General features: G+C 66.0%; 16 protein-coding genes. 8 read left to right on the top strand and 8 right to left on the bottom strand.

The features are described 5' to 3' along the window. Positions 1-15 precede the first annotated feature (15 nt). The 4 genes from CSW63_RS16870 to CSW63_RS16855 form a co-directional block, all read right to left on the bottom strand. Positions 16-513 (bottom strand): hypothetical protein, encoded by a 498-nt coding sequence (locus tag CSW63_RS16870; protein WP_062093504.1) that lies wholly within the window; start codon positions 511-513, stop codon positions 16-18. Positions 514-659: 146 nt separating this feature from the next. After that, positions 660-1,307: a DUF1190 domain-containing protein gene (locus CSW63_RS16865; protein ID WP_062093505.1), complete on the bottom strand. Its 648-nt coding sequence runs from the start codon at positions 1,305-1,307 to the stop codon at positions 660-662. Positions 1,308-1,317: 10 nt separating this feature from the next. Continuing rightward, positions 1,318-1,749 carry a DUF350 domain-containing protein gene (locus CSW63_RS16860; RefSeq protein WP_082749294.1) on the bottom strand — a complete coding sequence of 144 codons (432 nt, stop codon included), beginning with the start codon at positions 1,747-1,749 and terminating at the stop codon, positions 1,318-1,320. 50 nt (positions 1,750-1,799) lie between these two features. Then, on the bottom strand, positions 1,800-2,453 hold the full coding sequence (locus CSW63_RS16855; RefSeq protein ID WP_168193746.1) for a YjfK family protein: 654 nt from the start codon (positions 2,451-2,453) through the stop codon (positions 1,800-1,802). Positions 2,454-2,601: 148 nt separating this feature from the next. On the opposite strand from CSW63_RS16855, the gene CSW63_RS16850 reads away from it, so the two are divergent. The 3 genes from CSW63_RS16850 to CSW63_RS16840 are packed head-to-tail and all read left to right on the top strand — an operon-like array spanning position 2,602 to position 5,220. Further along, a complete protein-coding gene (locus CSW63_RS16850; RefSeq protein ID WP_062093528.1) occupies positions 2,602-3,273 on the top strand; it encodes a YjfI family protein in 672 nt (223 codons plus the stop codon). A gap of 25 nt (positions 3,274-3,298) precedes the next feature. Beyond that, entirely contained in the window at positions 3,299-4,057 is a 759-nt protein-coding gene (locus CSW63_RS16845) for a PspA/IM30 family protein (RefSeq protein ID WP_062093508.1), read from the top strand. Beyond that, complete coding sequence (locus CSW63_RS16840) at positions 4,057-5,220, top strand: glutathionylspermidine synthase family protein (protein ID WP_062093509.1); 1,164 nt, start codon at positions 4,057-4,059, stop codon at positions 5,218-5,220. The genes CSW63_RS16845 and CSW63_RS16840 overlap by 1 nt, the downstream gene beginning before the upstream one ends. On the opposite strand, the gene CSW63_RS16835 is transcribed toward CSW63_RS16840, so the two are convergent. After that, on the bottom strand, positions 5,217-5,954 hold the full coding sequence (locus CSW63_RS16835) for a copper homeostasis protein CutC (protein WP_062093510.1): 738 nt from the start codon (positions 5,952-5,954) through the stop codon (positions 5,217-5,219). The genes CSW63_RS16840 and CSW63_RS16835 overlap by 4 nt on opposite strands. A 53-nt stretch (positions 5,955-6,007) precedes the next feature. On the opposite strand from CSW63_RS16835, the gene CSW63_RS16830 reads away from it, so the two are divergent. Both CSW63_RS16830 and CSW63_RS16825 read left to right on the top strand, forming a co-directional pair. After that, positions 6,008-7,039, top strand: coding sequence for a N(4)-(beta-N-acetylglucosaminyl)-L-asparaginase (locus CSW63_RS16830; protein WP_062093511.1), 1,032 nt, complete (start codon positions 6,008-6,010; stop codon positions 7,037-7,039). A gap of 62 nt (positions 7,040-7,101) precedes the next feature. Beyond that, a complete protein-coding gene (locus CSW63_RS16825) occupies positions 7,102-7,965 on the top strand; it encodes a dienelactone hydrolase family protein (protein WP_062093512.1) in 864 nt (287 codons plus the stop codon). 80 nt (positions 7,966-8,045) lie between these two features. On the opposite strand, the gene CSW63_RS16820 is transcribed toward CSW63_RS16825, so the two are convergent. Then, complete coding sequence (locus CSW63_RS16820) at positions 8,046-8,288, bottom strand: helix-turn-helix transcriptional regulator (RefSeq protein WP_062093513.1); 243 nt, start codon at positions 8,286-8,288, stop codon at positions 8,046-8,048. Between the two features lie 291 nt (positions 8,289-8,579). Here CSW63_RS16820 and CSW63_RS16815 point away from each other — a divergent pair, with 291 nt between their 5' ends. Further along, positions 8,580-9,257, top strand: coding sequence for a FadR/GntR family transcriptional regulator (locus tag CSW63_RS16815; RefSeq protein ID WP_062093514.1), 678 nt, complete (start codon positions 8,580-8,582; stop codon positions 9,255-9,257). Here the strand turns inward: CSW63_RS16815 and CSW63_RS16810 are convergent. After that, positions 9,225-9,767: a gluconokinase gene (locus CSW63_RS16810; RefSeq protein ID WP_099503228.1), complete on the bottom strand. Its 543-nt coding sequence runs from the start codon at positions 9,765-9,767 to the stop codon at positions 9,225-9,227. The two genes, CSW63_RS16815 and CSW63_RS16810, sit on opposite strands and share 33 nt — an antisense overlap. Before the next feature lie 220 nt (positions 9,768-9,987). Between CSW63_RS16810 and CSW63_RS16805 the strand changes: the two genes are divergently transcribed. Next, positions 9,988-12,999, top strand: coding sequence for a glycosyl hydrolase family 28-related protein (locus CSW63_RS16805; RefSeq protein WP_062093516.1), 3,012 nt, complete (start codon positions 9,988-9,990; stop codon positions 12,997-12,999). Between the two features lie 160 nt (positions 13,000-13,159). Here CSW63_RS16805 and CSW63_RS23860 read toward each other — a convergent pair whose 3' ends face one another. Continuing rightward, complete coding sequence (locus tag CSW63_RS23860; protein WP_231737251.1) at positions 13,160-13,399, bottom strand: hypothetical protein; 240 nt, start codon at positions 13,397-13,399, stop codon at positions 13,160-13,162. On the opposite strand from CSW63_RS23860, the gene CSW63_RS16800 reads away from it, so the two are divergent. Further along, complete coding sequence (locus tag CSW63_RS16800) at positions 13,398-16,136, top strand: TonB-dependent receptor domain-containing protein (RefSeq protein WP_231737254.1); 2,739 nt, start codon at positions 13,398-13,400, stop codon at positions 16,134-16,136. The two genes, CSW63_RS23860 and CSW63_RS16800, sit on opposite strands and share 2 nt — an antisense overlap. Positions 16,137-16,187: the final 51 nt, after the last annotated feature.

The following is a 16,187-nucleotide window of genomic DNA, read 5'->3' as shown; positions in this document are numbered from 1 at the left end:
CACGTCCCGAAGGCGCTAGTGCAGCGTTCTTGGGCGCAGGGGCGCGCTGCCGATCACCGGCTCGTCCAGGCGCATCGGCAAGGCCATGCCTTCCTGCGCCAAGGCGGCGTTCAGGTAGCGGGCCATCAAGGTCACGGCTTCGGGCGCGATTACGAGGCCTTCGATCAGGCGATCGGCCATCTCTGAGCTTGCCGGGCTGACGCCACAGGCCACGATGAGGCGTTGCTCGTCGTCAACGTAGCTGCGGCAGCCTGGCGTCGAGAAGCGCAGCGGGCGACGAACCTGCCCCTCAATGGCGCTCATCATCAGGATGAAGGCGCTGGCCAGGCGAGGCGAGATCAGGGCTCCAGCGGTCTTTGAGAGGCGCGCGCCGGGTTCTTCCCGCAGCACACGGGCCGCAGCCCACTGGCGCAGCATCCAGAGCAGGACGCGCTCACCCTCGGCCAGACCGGCGGGGCCGCAACGGTCCAGAGCGGCGTCGGAGAAGAGATCGGTGAAATGGTCGGGCCGCACGCCGTAAATCTCCTCGCCTGGCAGGGGGCCGACACCCGCCCTGGCGAACCGACTTCGGTGAGCGGCCCGACACGTTCCTGCGAACGCTTCGCAAGTAAACGTGTTGAGCTATTGCGAGTCAATCGCAAAAACGAGATGGCTACGACTTAGCCGCCGAAGCCGCCCTTGAAGCCGCCGCTGCTGCTGGCGTAGCTGCGCCCGCCGCCGAAGCCGCCGCGCGAGACGACAGAGGTGCGGGTCTGCACCTTGGGCGGCGCGTTGCGGATCACATCCGGCGGGTCGATGCTGGTCTTGCTGATGACCGTCTTGCCGGTGCCATAGTCGCGCCCGAGGCGTCCGCCCCAGGTGGAGTAGTAGCCGCCGCCATCGCGATCGTCCCGGCGGTACATGCCGGTGCCGCGATAGTACCCGCCGCCGCCGTCCAGCATGCGGCCGATGACGAAACCGGCGAGCATGGGCCCAAAGAAGCTCTGCCCGTTCTCGGTGCGGGGTACGCAGTTCCCAGCCCCGTAGGCCTCTTCACAGGTCGCGCGGGCTTCGTAGCGCGGCGCCTTTTCGGCGTCGTCCTTCTGGGCCGCCGCCCAGGACTTTTCGCACTGCTCGTCGGAGACCTCGTTGGCCACCTGGCATTCGGCGAGGCTCTTGTAGCTGAACGCCTCCACCTTTTCGCCGCGGTTGGGATCCCAGCTTGCTTGTGGCGAGGGATCGTCACAGCCCGCCAGGGTCAGCGAGGCCGCGCCGGCCAGCATGGTGCTGAGCTTCAGCGAGTTGGAGCGCTTGCGAGGAGCGGTCATGACGAGATCCTCAGGTGGTCATGCAGGCGGCGTTAAGCAGGCCGACCGCGATGGAGATGCCCGCCAGATAGACGCCGATCGAGACCTCGCCGTTCTCGATGCGCGCCTTGACGTCGGGCAGGGCGACGAGACGCACGCCGGTGAAGGCCGCGATCTGGATTACACCGGCGAGCGTCGCCCAGGCTGCGAACTCGGGCAGGCTGACCGTATGGCTCAGCGCCGAGGCCAGCGGCAAAACATAGCCGATCAAGGCGCCGGCCAGAGCAATGGCGGCCGCGGTGTTGCCTTGCCGGATCAAGGCGCGCTCGTTGTACGGCGTCACCCACTGGTAGACGTACTTGAAGGCGATGGTGAACAGGCCGGCTACCACGAAGGCCAGCAGGAAGGCCACCGCCCCTGCCTTGAAACCGATGAAGTCGAACATCTGATTGGCTCTCCCCAAGAAGGCCGTTCGACCGGCGCGTGGCGACCGGACGAGTGAATTGTCAAAACTCAGGCTCGGAACTCGCCCACCGATAGAGGCAGGCCAATCATGGTCTCGTGGCTGATGTCCTTGCTGTCCTCGGGCTCCAGGGTCAGAGCCAGCAGCAGCTCGCGCCCGTCACCCCCGAGCAGGTCTCGGTGGAACAGCATAGCGGTCTGGAACAGACGGCGGTCGGGCATGTCGGCATCGCGCGCGTAATAAACGTCTTCCCAAAGGGTCACGGGTTCCTGCTGCTCCGCGTCGTCGCCGAACCAAAGGCGCGTGTAGGCCGGCAGGCCTTCGGGTTGAAACGTGCGAGACCGCAGGCGTTGGTTCCAGAGCTCATGGTCCGTCCGGTCGGCGGGGTATTCGCTGGCCCACGGCGCGAACAGCGTGAAGTCGTTGGCTTTCTGTCCCTCACGGTCGTCCGACACGACTTGGAACAGGATCTCGTCGTCGGTGTAGAACCGATGAACGAAGGCCCCGTCGTTCAGTTGGATCAGGCCTTGCGCCGTGATCTCCAGCGTATCGCGGTCGAGGGCGAACTTGGTCTCCGCGCCCAGCCGTCGCCAGGCCAGCGGGTCCAGCACCACAGTCCGGCCAATCGTCACGTTGCGGATGATGGGCAGGGCGAGACGCGAGGGCTCGTCCTTGCGGCCGAAGAGTTTTCCGAACATCGCGATCCGCGAGCCCTCGAATACTGGGCCGGGTCGCTTATCTGCAGGGCGACGCCGGGCTGCCGAAAGCGGGCTTGCTCTCGGGTGAAGTCGGCCGCAGGATGACGCCCAACGATGGGTTGTCAAGCGTACATGTTATGCGTACATGTTGCGCATGCCTGCTAAACCGACGAGAAGCGCTCAGGCCGCTCAAAGAACCCGAGCGTGGCGTGAAGCCCGTCGGAACGCCGGCTTCGTGAAAATCGAGGTCTGGGCGCCGGCGGCGTGCAAGCCCGACATTCTTTCAGCCGTACAGGCCATCGTCGTGGAGTCGGTTCGCGGACCGACGCTGCAGACCAATCCCCATCCCCCCAAGGGCGTCAGACACATGGACTCCGTTATCGACACCGCCTGGACGATCCACACCCTGCGCGATGCGCTGGTGGAAAGCGCGCTCGTGCGCGAGGACGAGATGACCGTGACGGTCGTCGAGGGCGTGGAGCCCGTGCTGATGGTGGTCATGCACGAGTTCGGCGATCTGCCGATCTATGTCAGCGGCGGCGCGCTGCAACTGGTCGTCTCGACCTTGCTGTGGGCGTGCGACGAACAGAATGATCGCGCGGCGTTCAACGAATTCCTGCTCAAGGCCCAGAAGATCGTGCCGCTGTCGAACTTCGGCATCACCACGGTGGAGGGCCGCGACTACTACGAGCTCATGGGAGAGATCTCGTCCAAGACGACCCTGCAAACACTGGTCATCGAGCTGCGCACCCTGGCCGACAACGCCATCGCCGCCGCCAGCGACCTGCGCGATTCCTTCGAAAAGAGCCGCGTGGCGGCTGCCTAAAACGACAGAGACCGGAGAACTTCGAATGTCGATCTGGAGCAAGCTCTCGGCCCTGTTCCGCGGCGCGGCGCATGACGGCGCGCAGACCGTGGTGGACGCCAACGCCCTTCGCATCCTGGACCAGGAGATCCGCGACGCCGACACCGCCCAAGGCAAGGCCCGCGACGAGCTGGCCAAACTGGTCGCGCGCCGCCGTTCGCTGGAGACCGAGGTCGCCCAACTGACCGATCAGTCGCGCAAGTACGAGTCCTCGGCCCGCGCGGCGATGAACAAGGGCGACCAGGCCTTGGCTCTGGAAGTTGCTCAGCGCATCGCCGACCTTGAAAAGGACGCGGGCCAGAAGGCGACGCAGATGAACGAGCTGCGCGCGGCCGAGGAAAAGCTGCGCACGGTGATCGCCCAGACCGACACCAAGGTCGAGGCGCTTCGTCGCGAGATCGAGATCGTCAAGGTCAACGAAAGCGTCCAGAAGGCCCAGGCCGCCGTCATCTCGCGCTCGGGTTCGGCCAGCGGCGTGGTAGGCTCGGCTGCCGATAGCCTCAAGCGCATTAAGGAGCGTCAGGCGGTTCGGGAAGAGCAGTTCCGGCTGCACAGCGAGTCGGAGGACCGCAAGACCGGCGCCGATCTGGACGCCAAGCTCGCGGCGGCGGGCATCCTGCCGGGCGCGAGCGGCGCCGAGGACGTGCTGGCGCGCTTGATGGCTCCGAAGGACGAGGCCCTGCCGGCGCCGATGCTGGCCATCGAGGACAAGCAGAAGGTTGGTCGGGACGGCTCGAACGCCTGATGCGCCGTCTGACCCTCAAGCCTCGGCGGGACTGGAAGTCCAAGGCCGAGGCGGTCGGCTTCACCTGGCATCACGCCGATGGCCGTCGTTACTGGGACGAGCGGGCGGCCTACGCCTTCACGCTGGAAGAGGTCGAGGGGCATCTGGAGCCCGCGACCGAGGCGCTGCACAAGCTGTGCCTGGATCTGGTGGATGACGCGGTCAAAAGCGACGCCCTGATGGCGCGCCTTCAGATCCCGGAGGCCGCACGTGACCTGGTCGCGGCTTCGTGGAAGGCGCGCGATCCGTCGCTCTATGGCCGGTTCGACTTCTTCTACGACGGGGCTGGGCCGCCCAAGCTCTACGAGTACAACGCAGACACGCCGACCAGCATCTATGAGGCGGCGGTGTTTCAGTGGCTGTGGCTGGAGGACATGATCCAGCAGGGCGCGCTGTCTGCGGATACTGACCAGTTCAACAGCCTGCACGATCAACTCGCCGAACAGTTCAAGGCGATCTTCCCGAGCGGCGGCTTCGTCCACTTCGCCAGCGACCCCGACTTCGTCGAGGACCGTCAGACGGTGCGCTTCCTGGAGGACATGGGGCGGCTGGCGGGGCTTGAACCGAAGTTCGTGCCGACGACGGCGATTGGTCTCGACGCTGACGGCCGTTTCGTCGACCAGGACAACTACATCATTGGCGCGCTGTTCAAGCTGTATCCCTGGGAGGACATGCTGCGAGAGCCGTACGCGGCGAATATCGCGGGCTCCAAGACCTTGTTCCTTGAGCCGCCCTGGAAGGCGGTTCTGTCGAACAAGGCGATGCTGCCTCTGCTTTGGGAGCGGTATCCGGGGCACCCGAACCTGCTGGAGACCTATTTCGACGACGATCCCAAGATCGAACGTCTGGGGACCAGCTACGCCCGCAAGCCGCTGTTTAGCCGCGAGGGCGCGAACATCGAGCTGTGGAAAGATGGCCGCAAGGGCAGGGTGCTCGACCAGGGCTACGGCGCTGAAGGCTGGATCCGTCAGGCGCTGAAGCCGCCGCCCAAGTTCGGCGTGAACTATCCAGTGATCGGCTCGTGGGTCATTGGCGAGCAGCCCGCCGGCGTCGGCGTGCGCGAGGATCGTGGCCGCGTGACCCGCGACCGCTCGCGGTTCATTCCGCACATCATCGAAGGTTAGAGCGCGCGGAGGATCCGAACGGCCTCCGTGACCGCCGCCTGATCGGTGTCGCGCAGTTCGGGCGGCACGAAGCCCATCGCGCCCAGCTTCGAACCCGGTTCGGCGCCCGGGATCGGGCCGCCGAACGACCCGTGGACTTCACGAACGCCCGTGCGGCGGACAAGTTCGGCGATGTTTCCAGGCCTGACCCCCGCGCCGGCCAGTATGCCGATGCGGCCGGCGGCCTGCTCGACCAGAGCAGCGATATGTTCTGCGCCGGCCTCGGCGGTCAGGGCGCCGCCAGAGGTCAGGACCCGCTCGAAGCCCATCTCCACGGCGATCTCCAGCGCTTCGGACATGTCGGGAACCAGATCGAACGCCCGGTGCAGCGTCATGCCCATCCCGTCAGCCTGTCGGACCAGCGCGCGCAGGGTCTCGATATCCAGGGCCCCGTCGGGGCGGCTGGCGCCGATCGTGACCCCGGCGAGGCCGTAGCGCCGCACCGCGTCGATGTCCCGCAGCATCGCATCAAGGTCGCCGTCGTCGTAGCAGAAGTCGCCGTTGCGCGGCCGGATCATCGGATAGACGGGGATCGGCGCCGAGGCGGCCTTAGCCATCAATCCCGGCGCCGGCGTCAGGCCTTGAAGTGTCAGCGCCGCGCAAAGTTCGATCCGATCAGCGCCCCCGGCGATCGCCGCCGCTAGTCCTGCGGGCGTATCCACACAGACTTCGAGAAGAACGCGCTTGGCGGTCATGGTCAACTCCAGGCCGTGTTACGGATTCGATCCGGCTTTCTTGGAGCACATGGATGTTGAATCGTAGAGGTCTGATCGGCGCTTCCCTTGCGGGTTCGGCGATATTGAGCACCGCGAGCGCACGCGGCGCGGAAAGCGCCGTCCGCTTGGTTGGGCCTGGCGTCATCTCGACCTGGGACTTTGGCGTCGCGGCGAACCAAGCGGCCTGGTCCGTGCTGTCGGCAGGCGGCCGAGCGCTCGACGCCGTCGAGGCGGGCGCGCGGGTTCCCGAGCAGGACCTGAAGAACCACAGCGTCGGACGCGCCGGATATCCCGACCGGGACGGCCATGTGTCGCTGGACGCGTGCATCATGGACGAGCTGGGCAACTGCGGCGCTGTCGCGGCGCTGGAGCATATCGCGCACCCGATCTCGGTGGCGCGTCGCGTGATGGAAAAGACGCCTCACGTCATGCTGGTCGGCGCCGGCGCGCTGCAGTTCGCCCTTGAGCAGGGATTCCCCCGCGAGGAGCTTCTGACAGCGGAGTCTCGCGCCGCCTGGGAGGCGTGGAAGAGGGACGCCAAGTATCAGCCTCGCGCTAACAGCGAGGTCTCCGATTACGGCAAGACCACCGGGCAGCTCGGCACGCCTGGCGGGGCGGGCAATCACGATACCATCGGCATGCTGGCCATCGACGCGAAGGGGAATGTCGCCGGCGCCTGTACGACCAGCGGCATGGCCTGGAAGATGCGTGGTCGCGTCGGTGACAGTCCGATCATTGGCGCGGGTCTCTATGTCGACAACGAGGTCGGCGGCGCGACCTCAACCGGGGTGGGGGAGGAAGTCATCCGCAACGTTGGCAGCTTCCTGGTGGTGGAGCTGATGCGGCAGGGGCGGTCGCCCGAGGCGGCCTGTCGCGAAGCCGTCGAGCGGATCCTGAAGAAGAAGCCTCACGCCAAGGACATCCAGGTCGGCTTCCTGGCCGTAAACAAGGCAGGCGAGGTGGGAGCCTGGGCGATCCAGTCCGGTTTCAGCTACGCGGTGTGCGACGCTCGTAAACAGGACCTGCTCGTGCCCGGCAAGGCGACCTACTCAGCGCCTGGGTAAAGTGGATAGGCGAACGGATAACGCGGTTATAGCGTGCCGGTCCCAATCAGGAGGAGACCGCCATGTGCGATGACGAAATCCATCCCGGCCTCATTCAGGATCCGACGATCTCGCGCCGCAGGTTTGGCCTGCTGACCGCCGCGCTGACCGGCGTGGCCACGGTCGCGCACGCCGACGACTCCGTCGTCGAGAAGGATGTCGAGGTGAAGACGCCGGACGGCCTGGCGGATGCGGTGCTGTTCCACCCCAAGGGGAAGGGCAAGTGGCCGGCGGTGCTCGTGTGGCCCGATATCTGGAGCCTGCGCCCGGTCTTCCGCCAGATGGCTCGTCGTCTGGCCTCGTCGGGCTATGTCGTGCTGGTCCCGAACCTCTACTACCGGACCAAGAAGGCGCCGGTGATGGAGGGGGCGATGAGCTTCGCCAATCCGCAGGATCGCGAAACCATCTCGGCCCTCGCCAGGACGGTGACGCCGACCACGGCGGTCACCGACGCCGTGGCCTTTGTGGCCTTCCTCGACGCCCAGCCGCAGACCAACAAGGCCAAGCGGGTCGGCGTCCAGGGCTACTGCATGGGCGGCCCGCTGGCCTTCCGCACCGCCGGCGCGAACCCCTCGCGGATCGGTGCGGTGGCCAGCTTCCACGGTGGCGGCCTGACCGCAGAGGGACCCGATAGCCCGCAGCTGCTGATTCCGAAGACGAAAGCCAACTATCTCGTCGCCGTCGCCGACAACGACGACAAGCGCGATCCGGCTTCGAAAGACAAACTCAGGGCCGCCTTCGCCGAAGCGAAGATCAAGGCCACGGTCGAGGTCTATGTGGGCGCCAACCACGGTTGGACCGTCCCGGGCAGCCAAGCCTACAACGAGCCTGCGGCCGAGAAGGCCTGGACCGAGCTGCTTACGCTCTACAAGACGTCGCTGGGCTAAGGTCTCCGCCAGGCTTGGGTGGTGTCACCCGAGCCTGGCGACGGGGTCTACCTCGCGCGCTTTTTGGGCGTCGCGTCCGTTCAGTCGGCCGCGCGGAGAGCCCGTACGGCCAAGGCTGCCTGGGTGCGGTTTTGGACGTTGAGCTTGCGCATCAGCGCCGTCATGTGCGCCTTGACCGTGGCTTCGGCGATCCCGAGATCATAGGCGATCTGCTTGTTGAGCCGTCCTGAGTTCACACCCTCAAGGACTTTCAGTTGGGTCGGGGTCAGCCCGCCCAGCACCGTGCCCAAATCTCGGTCGGCGGCGCGGATTTCCATCGTCATTCCCGAACCCCTCTGTCTCCACCCAGAGGCCTCGCGGCCTCGCGTCCGCTGCTTGTTTGCTCGCCCAAGCGTGGGCGATTCCGGATCGTCCTGCAGATGAATGCTATATCTGTCAGACAAATTCAAGGGTGGTGAGCAATGTTCGCGCGAACATTTCGCTCAAGTGCCTTTTGGGGTGAAAATCTGTCATACAGGTTTCGGAGCTTCGGGAACGAGGGGCGGAACCCAGGGCGCGCGAGCCCTTTGCGTGCGACGCAAACGGCCCGATGGTGAGATGCAAAGGAGGTGCGCATGAGCGAAGGCCGTCTGGCGGATCGAGCCTATACGGGCATTGTCGAGCTGATTAATCGCGATGGCCTTGAGACGGGCGACCGTCTGCCGTCGGAGGCGCGGTTGGCGGAGATGTTCGGCATGTCGCGGGCCGTGATCCGCGAGGCGCTGGTCCGCCTCGCCGCCGACGGCATCACCGAGGCTCGCCGGGGGGCGGGCTCATATGTGAAGAACCGTCCGTCCGACAAGCTCGGCGCCTATATGCCGCTTTCCGAGCTGCCGGCGACGCTGGGCAGCTATGAGGTGCGTTTTGTGCTTGAGGCCGAGGCTGCGCGGCTAGCGGCGGTGCGGCGCTCGCCCGAGGAAATGGGATTGATCGAGGCGGCGTTGGAGGATCTACGCTCGGCCCTGTTGTCGAGCGCCCCCGCGCACGCCGAGGACATGGAACTGCACCGCCGGATCGTGTGCGCCACCGCCAACCCGGCCTTCCTCGTCGCTTTCGAGGCGCTGGAGGCCGACGTGGACAAGATCATGCGGGCCGGTGTCGACATCTCCCGTTCGCGGCCGCCGGAGGTCATCCGCGAGATGATGCGCGAGCATGAGATGATCGTGGACGCGATCCGGGCTCAGGACGGCGACAGCGCGGCGCTGGCCATGCGCTGGCATCTATCCTGCGGGCGAAAGCGGCTGATGCCCTAGGCTGGGGCGTGGGCGAACGTCCGCAGCTTCGCGCGTCAGCCAGGCCTCTACCCGTTCGCACGGGCGCTCTGGCGAAACGGTCGTGTCCACGCAGAGCACAGGTTCGTCCGCGCCAGGGCGTTCCAGTGTCGCTAACTGACTGCCCAGCAGGCTGGACGGCATGTAGTGTCCAGCGCGCTGGGTGAGGCGTCTGATAAGCTCCTCAGGCTCTGTTTCCAGCAGAATGAACCGGGTCGGGGCGTCGATCGCCGCGACGAGGCGCTCGCGATAGCGGCGCTTCAGGGCCGAGCAGGCGGCGACCGCCGTCCCGCCCGAGCGGACGGCCTCGCCAACGGCGGCGCCCAGGCGATCGAGCCATGGCCAGCGATCGTCATCTGTCAGCGGGCGGCCGGCTCGCATCTTGGCGATCGCGGCGGGATCATGGAATGCGTCGCCTTCGAGGAAGCGGCACCCCAGCCTCTGAGCGAGGAGCGGCCCAAAGGTCGATTTTCCGCTGCCGCTCACGCCCATGGCGATGACGGCGAGCCCGGACGGCGCGAGAGGACTGGATGGCGGCGACAAGCGGCGTCCCTGGTGTTTGCGGGGCGACGGACGTGTCGACAAGGCGACACGCGGGGTTCGGTCAGGATTTCTACCGGCGCATCGGCGGCGGGTAACTAAGACCATGGTCGTGGGTGGTGGAGGCCGTCCGGGGCTCTATCAATCCCTGAGGCAGTTCTTGGGGGGCGAGATGAAAGCGATCCTGTTGGCGGCGTTCCTGGCCACCGCCAGTCCGACGGCCCTGGCCCTCGCGGCGGACTCCGTCTTTCCCGTTGCGCCCGACGAACCGCGCGCGATCAGGGTCAAGGCTATCGGCGATGGTCGCGCCGACGACACCGACGCCATCCAGAGTGCGCTCAGCGCGGCGCGCGACAAGACCGGGCACGGGCTGGTCTTGCTGCCCTCAGGTCGCTACCGGCTGACCCGCAGCCTGCTGGTCCCGCCGGGCGTTCGCGTGTTTGGCGTCGGCCCCACGCGCCCCGTCCTGCTGCTCGGCGCCAAGACGCCCGGGTTTCAGGAAGGCGTTGGAACCATGGTCATTTTCACCGGCGACGACCAGTACGCGGTCGGTGACATACCCGTACCTGTCCCGACCGCCCGTCCTGTCGGCGCGAAGGTCCGCGACGCCAATTCGGGAACCTTCTACTCGTCGATGAGCAACATCGACATCGAGATCGGCGAGGGGAACCCGGCGGCCGCAGGCGCTCGGTTCCGCATGGCGCAGCACGCCTTTCTCAGCCACATGGAGTTCCGCATCGGGTCGGGCTTCGCCGGGGTTTATCAGGCGGGAAACGTCATGCAGGACGTTCACTTCCGCGGTGGTCGGTACGGCATCGTCACCGAAAAGACCTCGCCGGCCTGGCAGTTCACGCTGATGGACTCCACGTTCGATGGGCAACGCGACGCTGCGATCCGGGAGCACGAGGTCGACCTCACCCTCATCAACGTCGCGATCAAGAACACGCCCATTGGGATCGATATCGACCGTGGCTATAGCGACAGCCTGTGGGGCAAGAACGTCCGCTTCGAGAACGTCTCCAAGGCCGGCGTCGTCATCTCCAGCGAGGACAACGTCTTCACGCAGGTGGGCTTCGACAACGCCGTCGCCGCCAACACCCCGACCTTCGCCCGCTTCCGCGACAGCGGTCGCACCGTCGCGGGGAAGGGGCGCGCCTATCGGGTGGGATCCTTCACCTACGGCCTGACCCTGCCGGGCCTGGGTCAGATGGGGCAGTACAAGACCATCGCCGACATCGCGCCGCTCAAGGCGCTGCCCCCACTGTCGGCGCCCGCCTTGCGGTCGACGCCGCCGATGCGCGAGTGGACCAACGTCAAGATGCTGGGCGTCAAGGGCGACGGCGCCACCGACGACACCGCCGCGCTGCAAAGCGCGATCGACACCCACCGCGTGCTGTATCTGCCGTTCGGCTTCTACAAGGTCTCCGACACCCTGAAGCTGCGACCGGACACCGTGCTGATCGGGCTGCATCCAGCCCTGACCCAGTTGGTCATTCCGGACAACAATCCCCGCCACGCCGGGGTGGGCGCGGTGCGGCCGATCCTTGAGAGTCCCAAGGGCGGCGACAACATCGTCTCCGGGATTGGCCTGTTCACCGGCCGCATCAATCCCCGAGCCTCGGCGCTGCTATGGCGGTCGGGCGAGGCCTCGCTCGTCACCGACGTCAAGATCATGGGCGGTGGCGGCACGCCCACCGCCGACGGAAAGCCCCTCAGCGCGGCGCAAGCGCGCAGCGGCGATCCCGTGGCTGACGGGCGATGGGACGCCCAGTACCCCAGCATCTGGGTGACCGACGGCGGCGGCGGGACCTTCGCCAACGTCTGGAGCCCGAACACCTTCGCCTCGGCGGGGTTCTACATCAGCGACACCAAGACGCCGGGCCGCGTCTATGAGGTTTCGGTCGAGCACCACGTTCGCAACGAGTTCGTGCTCGACAATGTGGAGAACTGGGAGTTCCTCGCGCCGCAGACCGAACAGGAGGTCGGCGACGGACCGGACGCGGTCTCGCTGGAGGTGCGCAACTCGCGCAACATCCTGTTCGCCAACTATCACGGCTATCGGGTGACGCGATCGTATCATCCGGCCGAGACGGCGGTGAAGCTGTTCAACTCCACCGACATCCGCTTCCGCAATGTTCACATCAACGCCGAGAGCGGTGTGGCGCTGTGCGACGCGCAAGGCTGCGGGACCTATCTCCGCGCGAGCAAGTTCCCGTTCGAAAACGCCATTCAGGACAAGACCCGCAAGTTGGAGGTGCGTGAGCGCGAGTTCGCGGTTCTCGACGTGACCGGCGCCCCGTCTCCAAGTGTGTCGCCAGCGGCCGATCCGCGCGTGAAGAAGCTTGAGACCGGCTTCTGGTCAATCTCCGGCGCCGCCGTCGCCTCCGACGGCGCGCTGTACTTCATCGAGAAGCGTTTCCAGCGCATCTACCGCTGGACCGAGGCCAAGGGCTTGGAGATCGTGCGCGACCAGTCCTTGGACCCGACCAATCTGGCGGTCGATCGCTCCGGCAATCTGCTGGTTGTCTCCTCGTACGGACCCGACGCCAGCGTCTATTCGATCGATCCGCGCGGTCCGCACGACCAGATCACGATGATCGCCCCGACCGCCTGGGCCACGGATAAGAAGGCCCAGACCCTGCTCCCCGCGAACTGGTGGAACAACGGCGAGTTCAGGGACCAATACGATCCTTCCAAGGATCAGTTCACGACCCTGGCCGAGATGTTCGCGCGAGACGTCGGGACGCCGAAAGCCAAGGCCTATGTGTCGCCCGACGGGAGCCTTGCCCTGCCGGCCTTCCGCATCTGGAAGCAGGGGCCGGTCGACCGAGTCGGCTGGCGCTGGGCTGACTCGCTGCAGGCCCATGGTCTGATCACCGGGGCGGTCGGCGAACGGGTCTTCGTGACCAACGCCTCTGAGAACAAGACCTACAGCGGTAAGGTCGCGCCCGGCGGCGCGCTGGTCGATTTGCGCGTCTTCGCCAATCGGGGAGGCGAGAGCGTCGCGGTCGATGCGGACGGCCATGTGTTCGTCGCCAACGGCCAGATCTTCCAGTACGGCCCCGACGGACGGGAGATCGGGCGTATCGACGTTCCGGAACGGCCGCTGCAACTCCTTTTCGGGGGGCAGGACGGGCGGACCCTGTTCGTTCTGACCCATCACTCGCTCTACGCCGTTCGCTAGTCCGCAGGCGGCGTCTATCGGCCTGCTTCAACGGATCCCAAGTCGGCTCCGGGCCTTCGCGCGCGCCCTTAGACCAGGCCCGGAGCGCCTACGACCATGGTCGTATAGTTAGCGGTCACATCGTCTGACACAGTCCTCCTCAGGTCATCGAACGATGGTCTCAACGAGAAATTTGGGAGGTTTTCAGGATGAGTGCTGTCGGTAGCACGCGAGGGGGATCGGCCTTCTTGAGCGCCTTGCTCGCGACGAGCGCGTTCGCAACGGTCATGGCGGCGGGATCGGTCCACGCCCAGTCGGTCCAGACGCCTTCGGACAGCGCGAGTTCGGTCTCTGAAGTGGTCGTGACCGGGACGCGGATCCGGTCGACCGGCTTCACCGCGCCGACGCCGACCCAGGTCATGGGGCAGGCCGACCTGGAACGCGCCGCTCAGCCCAACATCTTCACCGCCATCACGCAGTTGCCATCGCTGCAGGGGTCGACGGGCGCCACGACGGGCACCTTCAGCACATCGAGCGGCCAACAGGGCCTTTCCTCCTTCTCGTTGCGGGGGCTGGGCACCATCCGTACCCTGACGCTCCTTGATGGCCAGCGCGTGGTGCCCGCCAACGTCACCGGTGTTCCCGACATCAGCCTGTTCCCGCAGCTTCTGGTCGAGCGGGTCGATGTGGTGACCGGCGGCGCCTCCGCCTCTTACGGCTCGGACGCCGTCGGCGGCGTGGTCAACTTCATCACCAACAAGCGCTTCGTGGGCTTCAAGGCCAACGCCATGGCGGGCGTCACCACCTATGGCGACAATCACCAGTGGCTGGCGCAGGTGGCGGCCGGCAAGGCGTTCATGGATGATCGCCTGCATGTGCAGGTCAGCGCGGAATATGACTGGGAGGAGGGCGTTCCCGCCGGCGGCTTCGGCGAAGACGCACCCGGCAGCCGCGACTGGTACACCACCGCCACCCTGATCAACCGCGGGATCACCAACGACGGCTCGCCGCAGTACCTCTATCGCGAGCACGCGCAAGCCTATCAGTACACCAAGTACGGCCTGATCAGCGCGGGGCCGCTGCAGGGCACCGCCTTCGACCAGGCGGGCAATCCGTTCACCTTCCAATACGGTGGCGGTACGCCGTCCAAGGCCGCGAACGGCGCGGTGATCGGCTGCTTCTCGTCTGGCGGTTTCTGTATCGGCGGCGATCTGTCCGGCAATGTCGGCATCGGCACATCGCTGCAATCGCGCCTGAAGCGGATGAACAGCTACGCGCGCATCGGCTATGACCTGGATGACAACAACCAGATCTACGCCACCTTCAACGCCGCGCGCGTCGAGAGCATGAACCAGCCCAATCCGGGCGCGGCCACGACCGGCCTGACCATGTCCTGCTCGAACCCGTACCTGCCGGCGTCGGTCGTCGCGGCGTGCGCGGCCAACGGCATCACGACCTTCACCTACGGCACCAGCAACGCCCTCCTGCCACGCAACATCAACGTCCACCCCACCCGTACGCAGTATCGCGGCGTCATCGGGGCTGACGGCAAGTTCAACGCCCTCGGCAAGGAATGGCGCTACGACGCCTATTTCGAGCATGGCGAGAACACTACGGACATCCATGTCCGCGACATCATGCTGAACCCGCGCTACCGTCAGGCCATCCAGGCTACCACGATCGGCGGCCAGATCGTCTGCGCCGATCCCGTGGCCCGCGCCAACGGCTGCGTTCCAATCAACATCTTCGGCGGCCAGCGCCCCAGCGAGGCCGCGCTCGCCTACATCACGCCCAAGAACGGCCCGTATCAGCACTCGGTGCAGAAGCAGGACGTCGCCAGCATCAACTTCAGCGGCGAACCGTTCACCGGCTGGGCCGGCCCGATCTCGCTGGCCTTCGGCGCTGAGTGGCGGCAGGAGCAGTATCACGTCAAGGGCGACCCCTATGGCGACGGCGCGGCGGACTCGCCGTACACGGCCGACTATCCCGCCGATCCGATCCTGAACGTGGCTGGCGCCAACTGGTACGCTGGCAACTATCACTCGGGCGCCGGCAAGTACTCGGTGAAGGAAGCCTACGCCGAAGTGAACATCCCGCTGGTCAATTCCGAAGCCGCGGGCCGGGCCAACCTGAACATGGCCGGTCGCTGGACCGATTACAGCACCTCGGGCACGGTCTATACGTGGAAGGTCGGGGGCACCTGGGATACTCCCATCGACGGCGTGCGCCTGCGCGCGGTGACTTCGCGAGACGTCCGCGCGCCGAACCTGTCGGAGCTGTACGCCGCGCCGGTCACCACCACGCTGCCTAACTTCACCAACCCGTTCACGGGCGGTGCGCTGCTGGTGCTGCAGAACGTCGTCGGCAATCCTGACCTGAAGCCCGAGATCGCCAAGAACTTCACGGTCGGCGCGGTGCTGTCCAACCCGCAGTGGTTGCCGGGCTTCAGCGTTTCGGTCGACTGGTACAACATCGTGCTGAACGGCGGCATTTCGAGCCTCGGCGCGCAGCAGATCGTCAACTTCTGCTACTCAGGACTCTCGCAGTTCTGCGGCGCGTTCAACTTCACGCCGTCGGCCGGGACGCCCTATGTCAACGCGCAGGTGTTCAACCTGTCCTCGATCAAGACCAGCGGCTTCGATATCGAGAGCAGCTATCGGTTCGAGTTGCCCAGCATTCCGGGCCGCTTCACGGTGCGGGGTCTCGCGACCAACACCCACAAGTTCGTGACCAATCCGGGCATCCCGGGCGCGATCGCGACGGACGCGGCGGGGCAGAACTCCGGCGCCACGCCGGACTGGAAATTCCTGGCGATCCAGTCCTGGGAAAACGACAAGTTCGCCCTCAGCGTCCAGGAGCGGTGGTTCAGCGATGGCACGTTCGGCAACCAGTACGTCGAGTGCAAGGCGGGCAGCTGCCCGGTCTCGACGGTCAACAGGCCGACGATCGACTACAACAAGATGAGCGGCGCGACCTATGTCGACGTCAGCGCGTCCTACAAGTTCGGCAATGGGGCTCAAGCCTACTTCAAGGTCGACAACCTGCTGAACCGTGACCCGACGCCATCTCCGCAGACCAATACGGGGCTGGACGCCAACCCCGCGCTGTATGACCTGCTGGGTCGCTTCTACCACGTGGGTGTCCGCTACGCCTTCTAAGACGTCCAGGGCCGTCCGCCTTCACCTCCCCTGGGCGGCCTCGCCCGGATC

The sequence above is a fragment of the Caulobacter sp. FWC26 genome (assembly GCF_002742645.2).
GTDB lineage: Bacteria > Pseudomonadota > Alphaproteobacteria > Caulobacterales > Caulobacteraceae > Caulobacter.
This window is presented reverse-complemented; position numbering and strand designations above follow the sequence as displayed.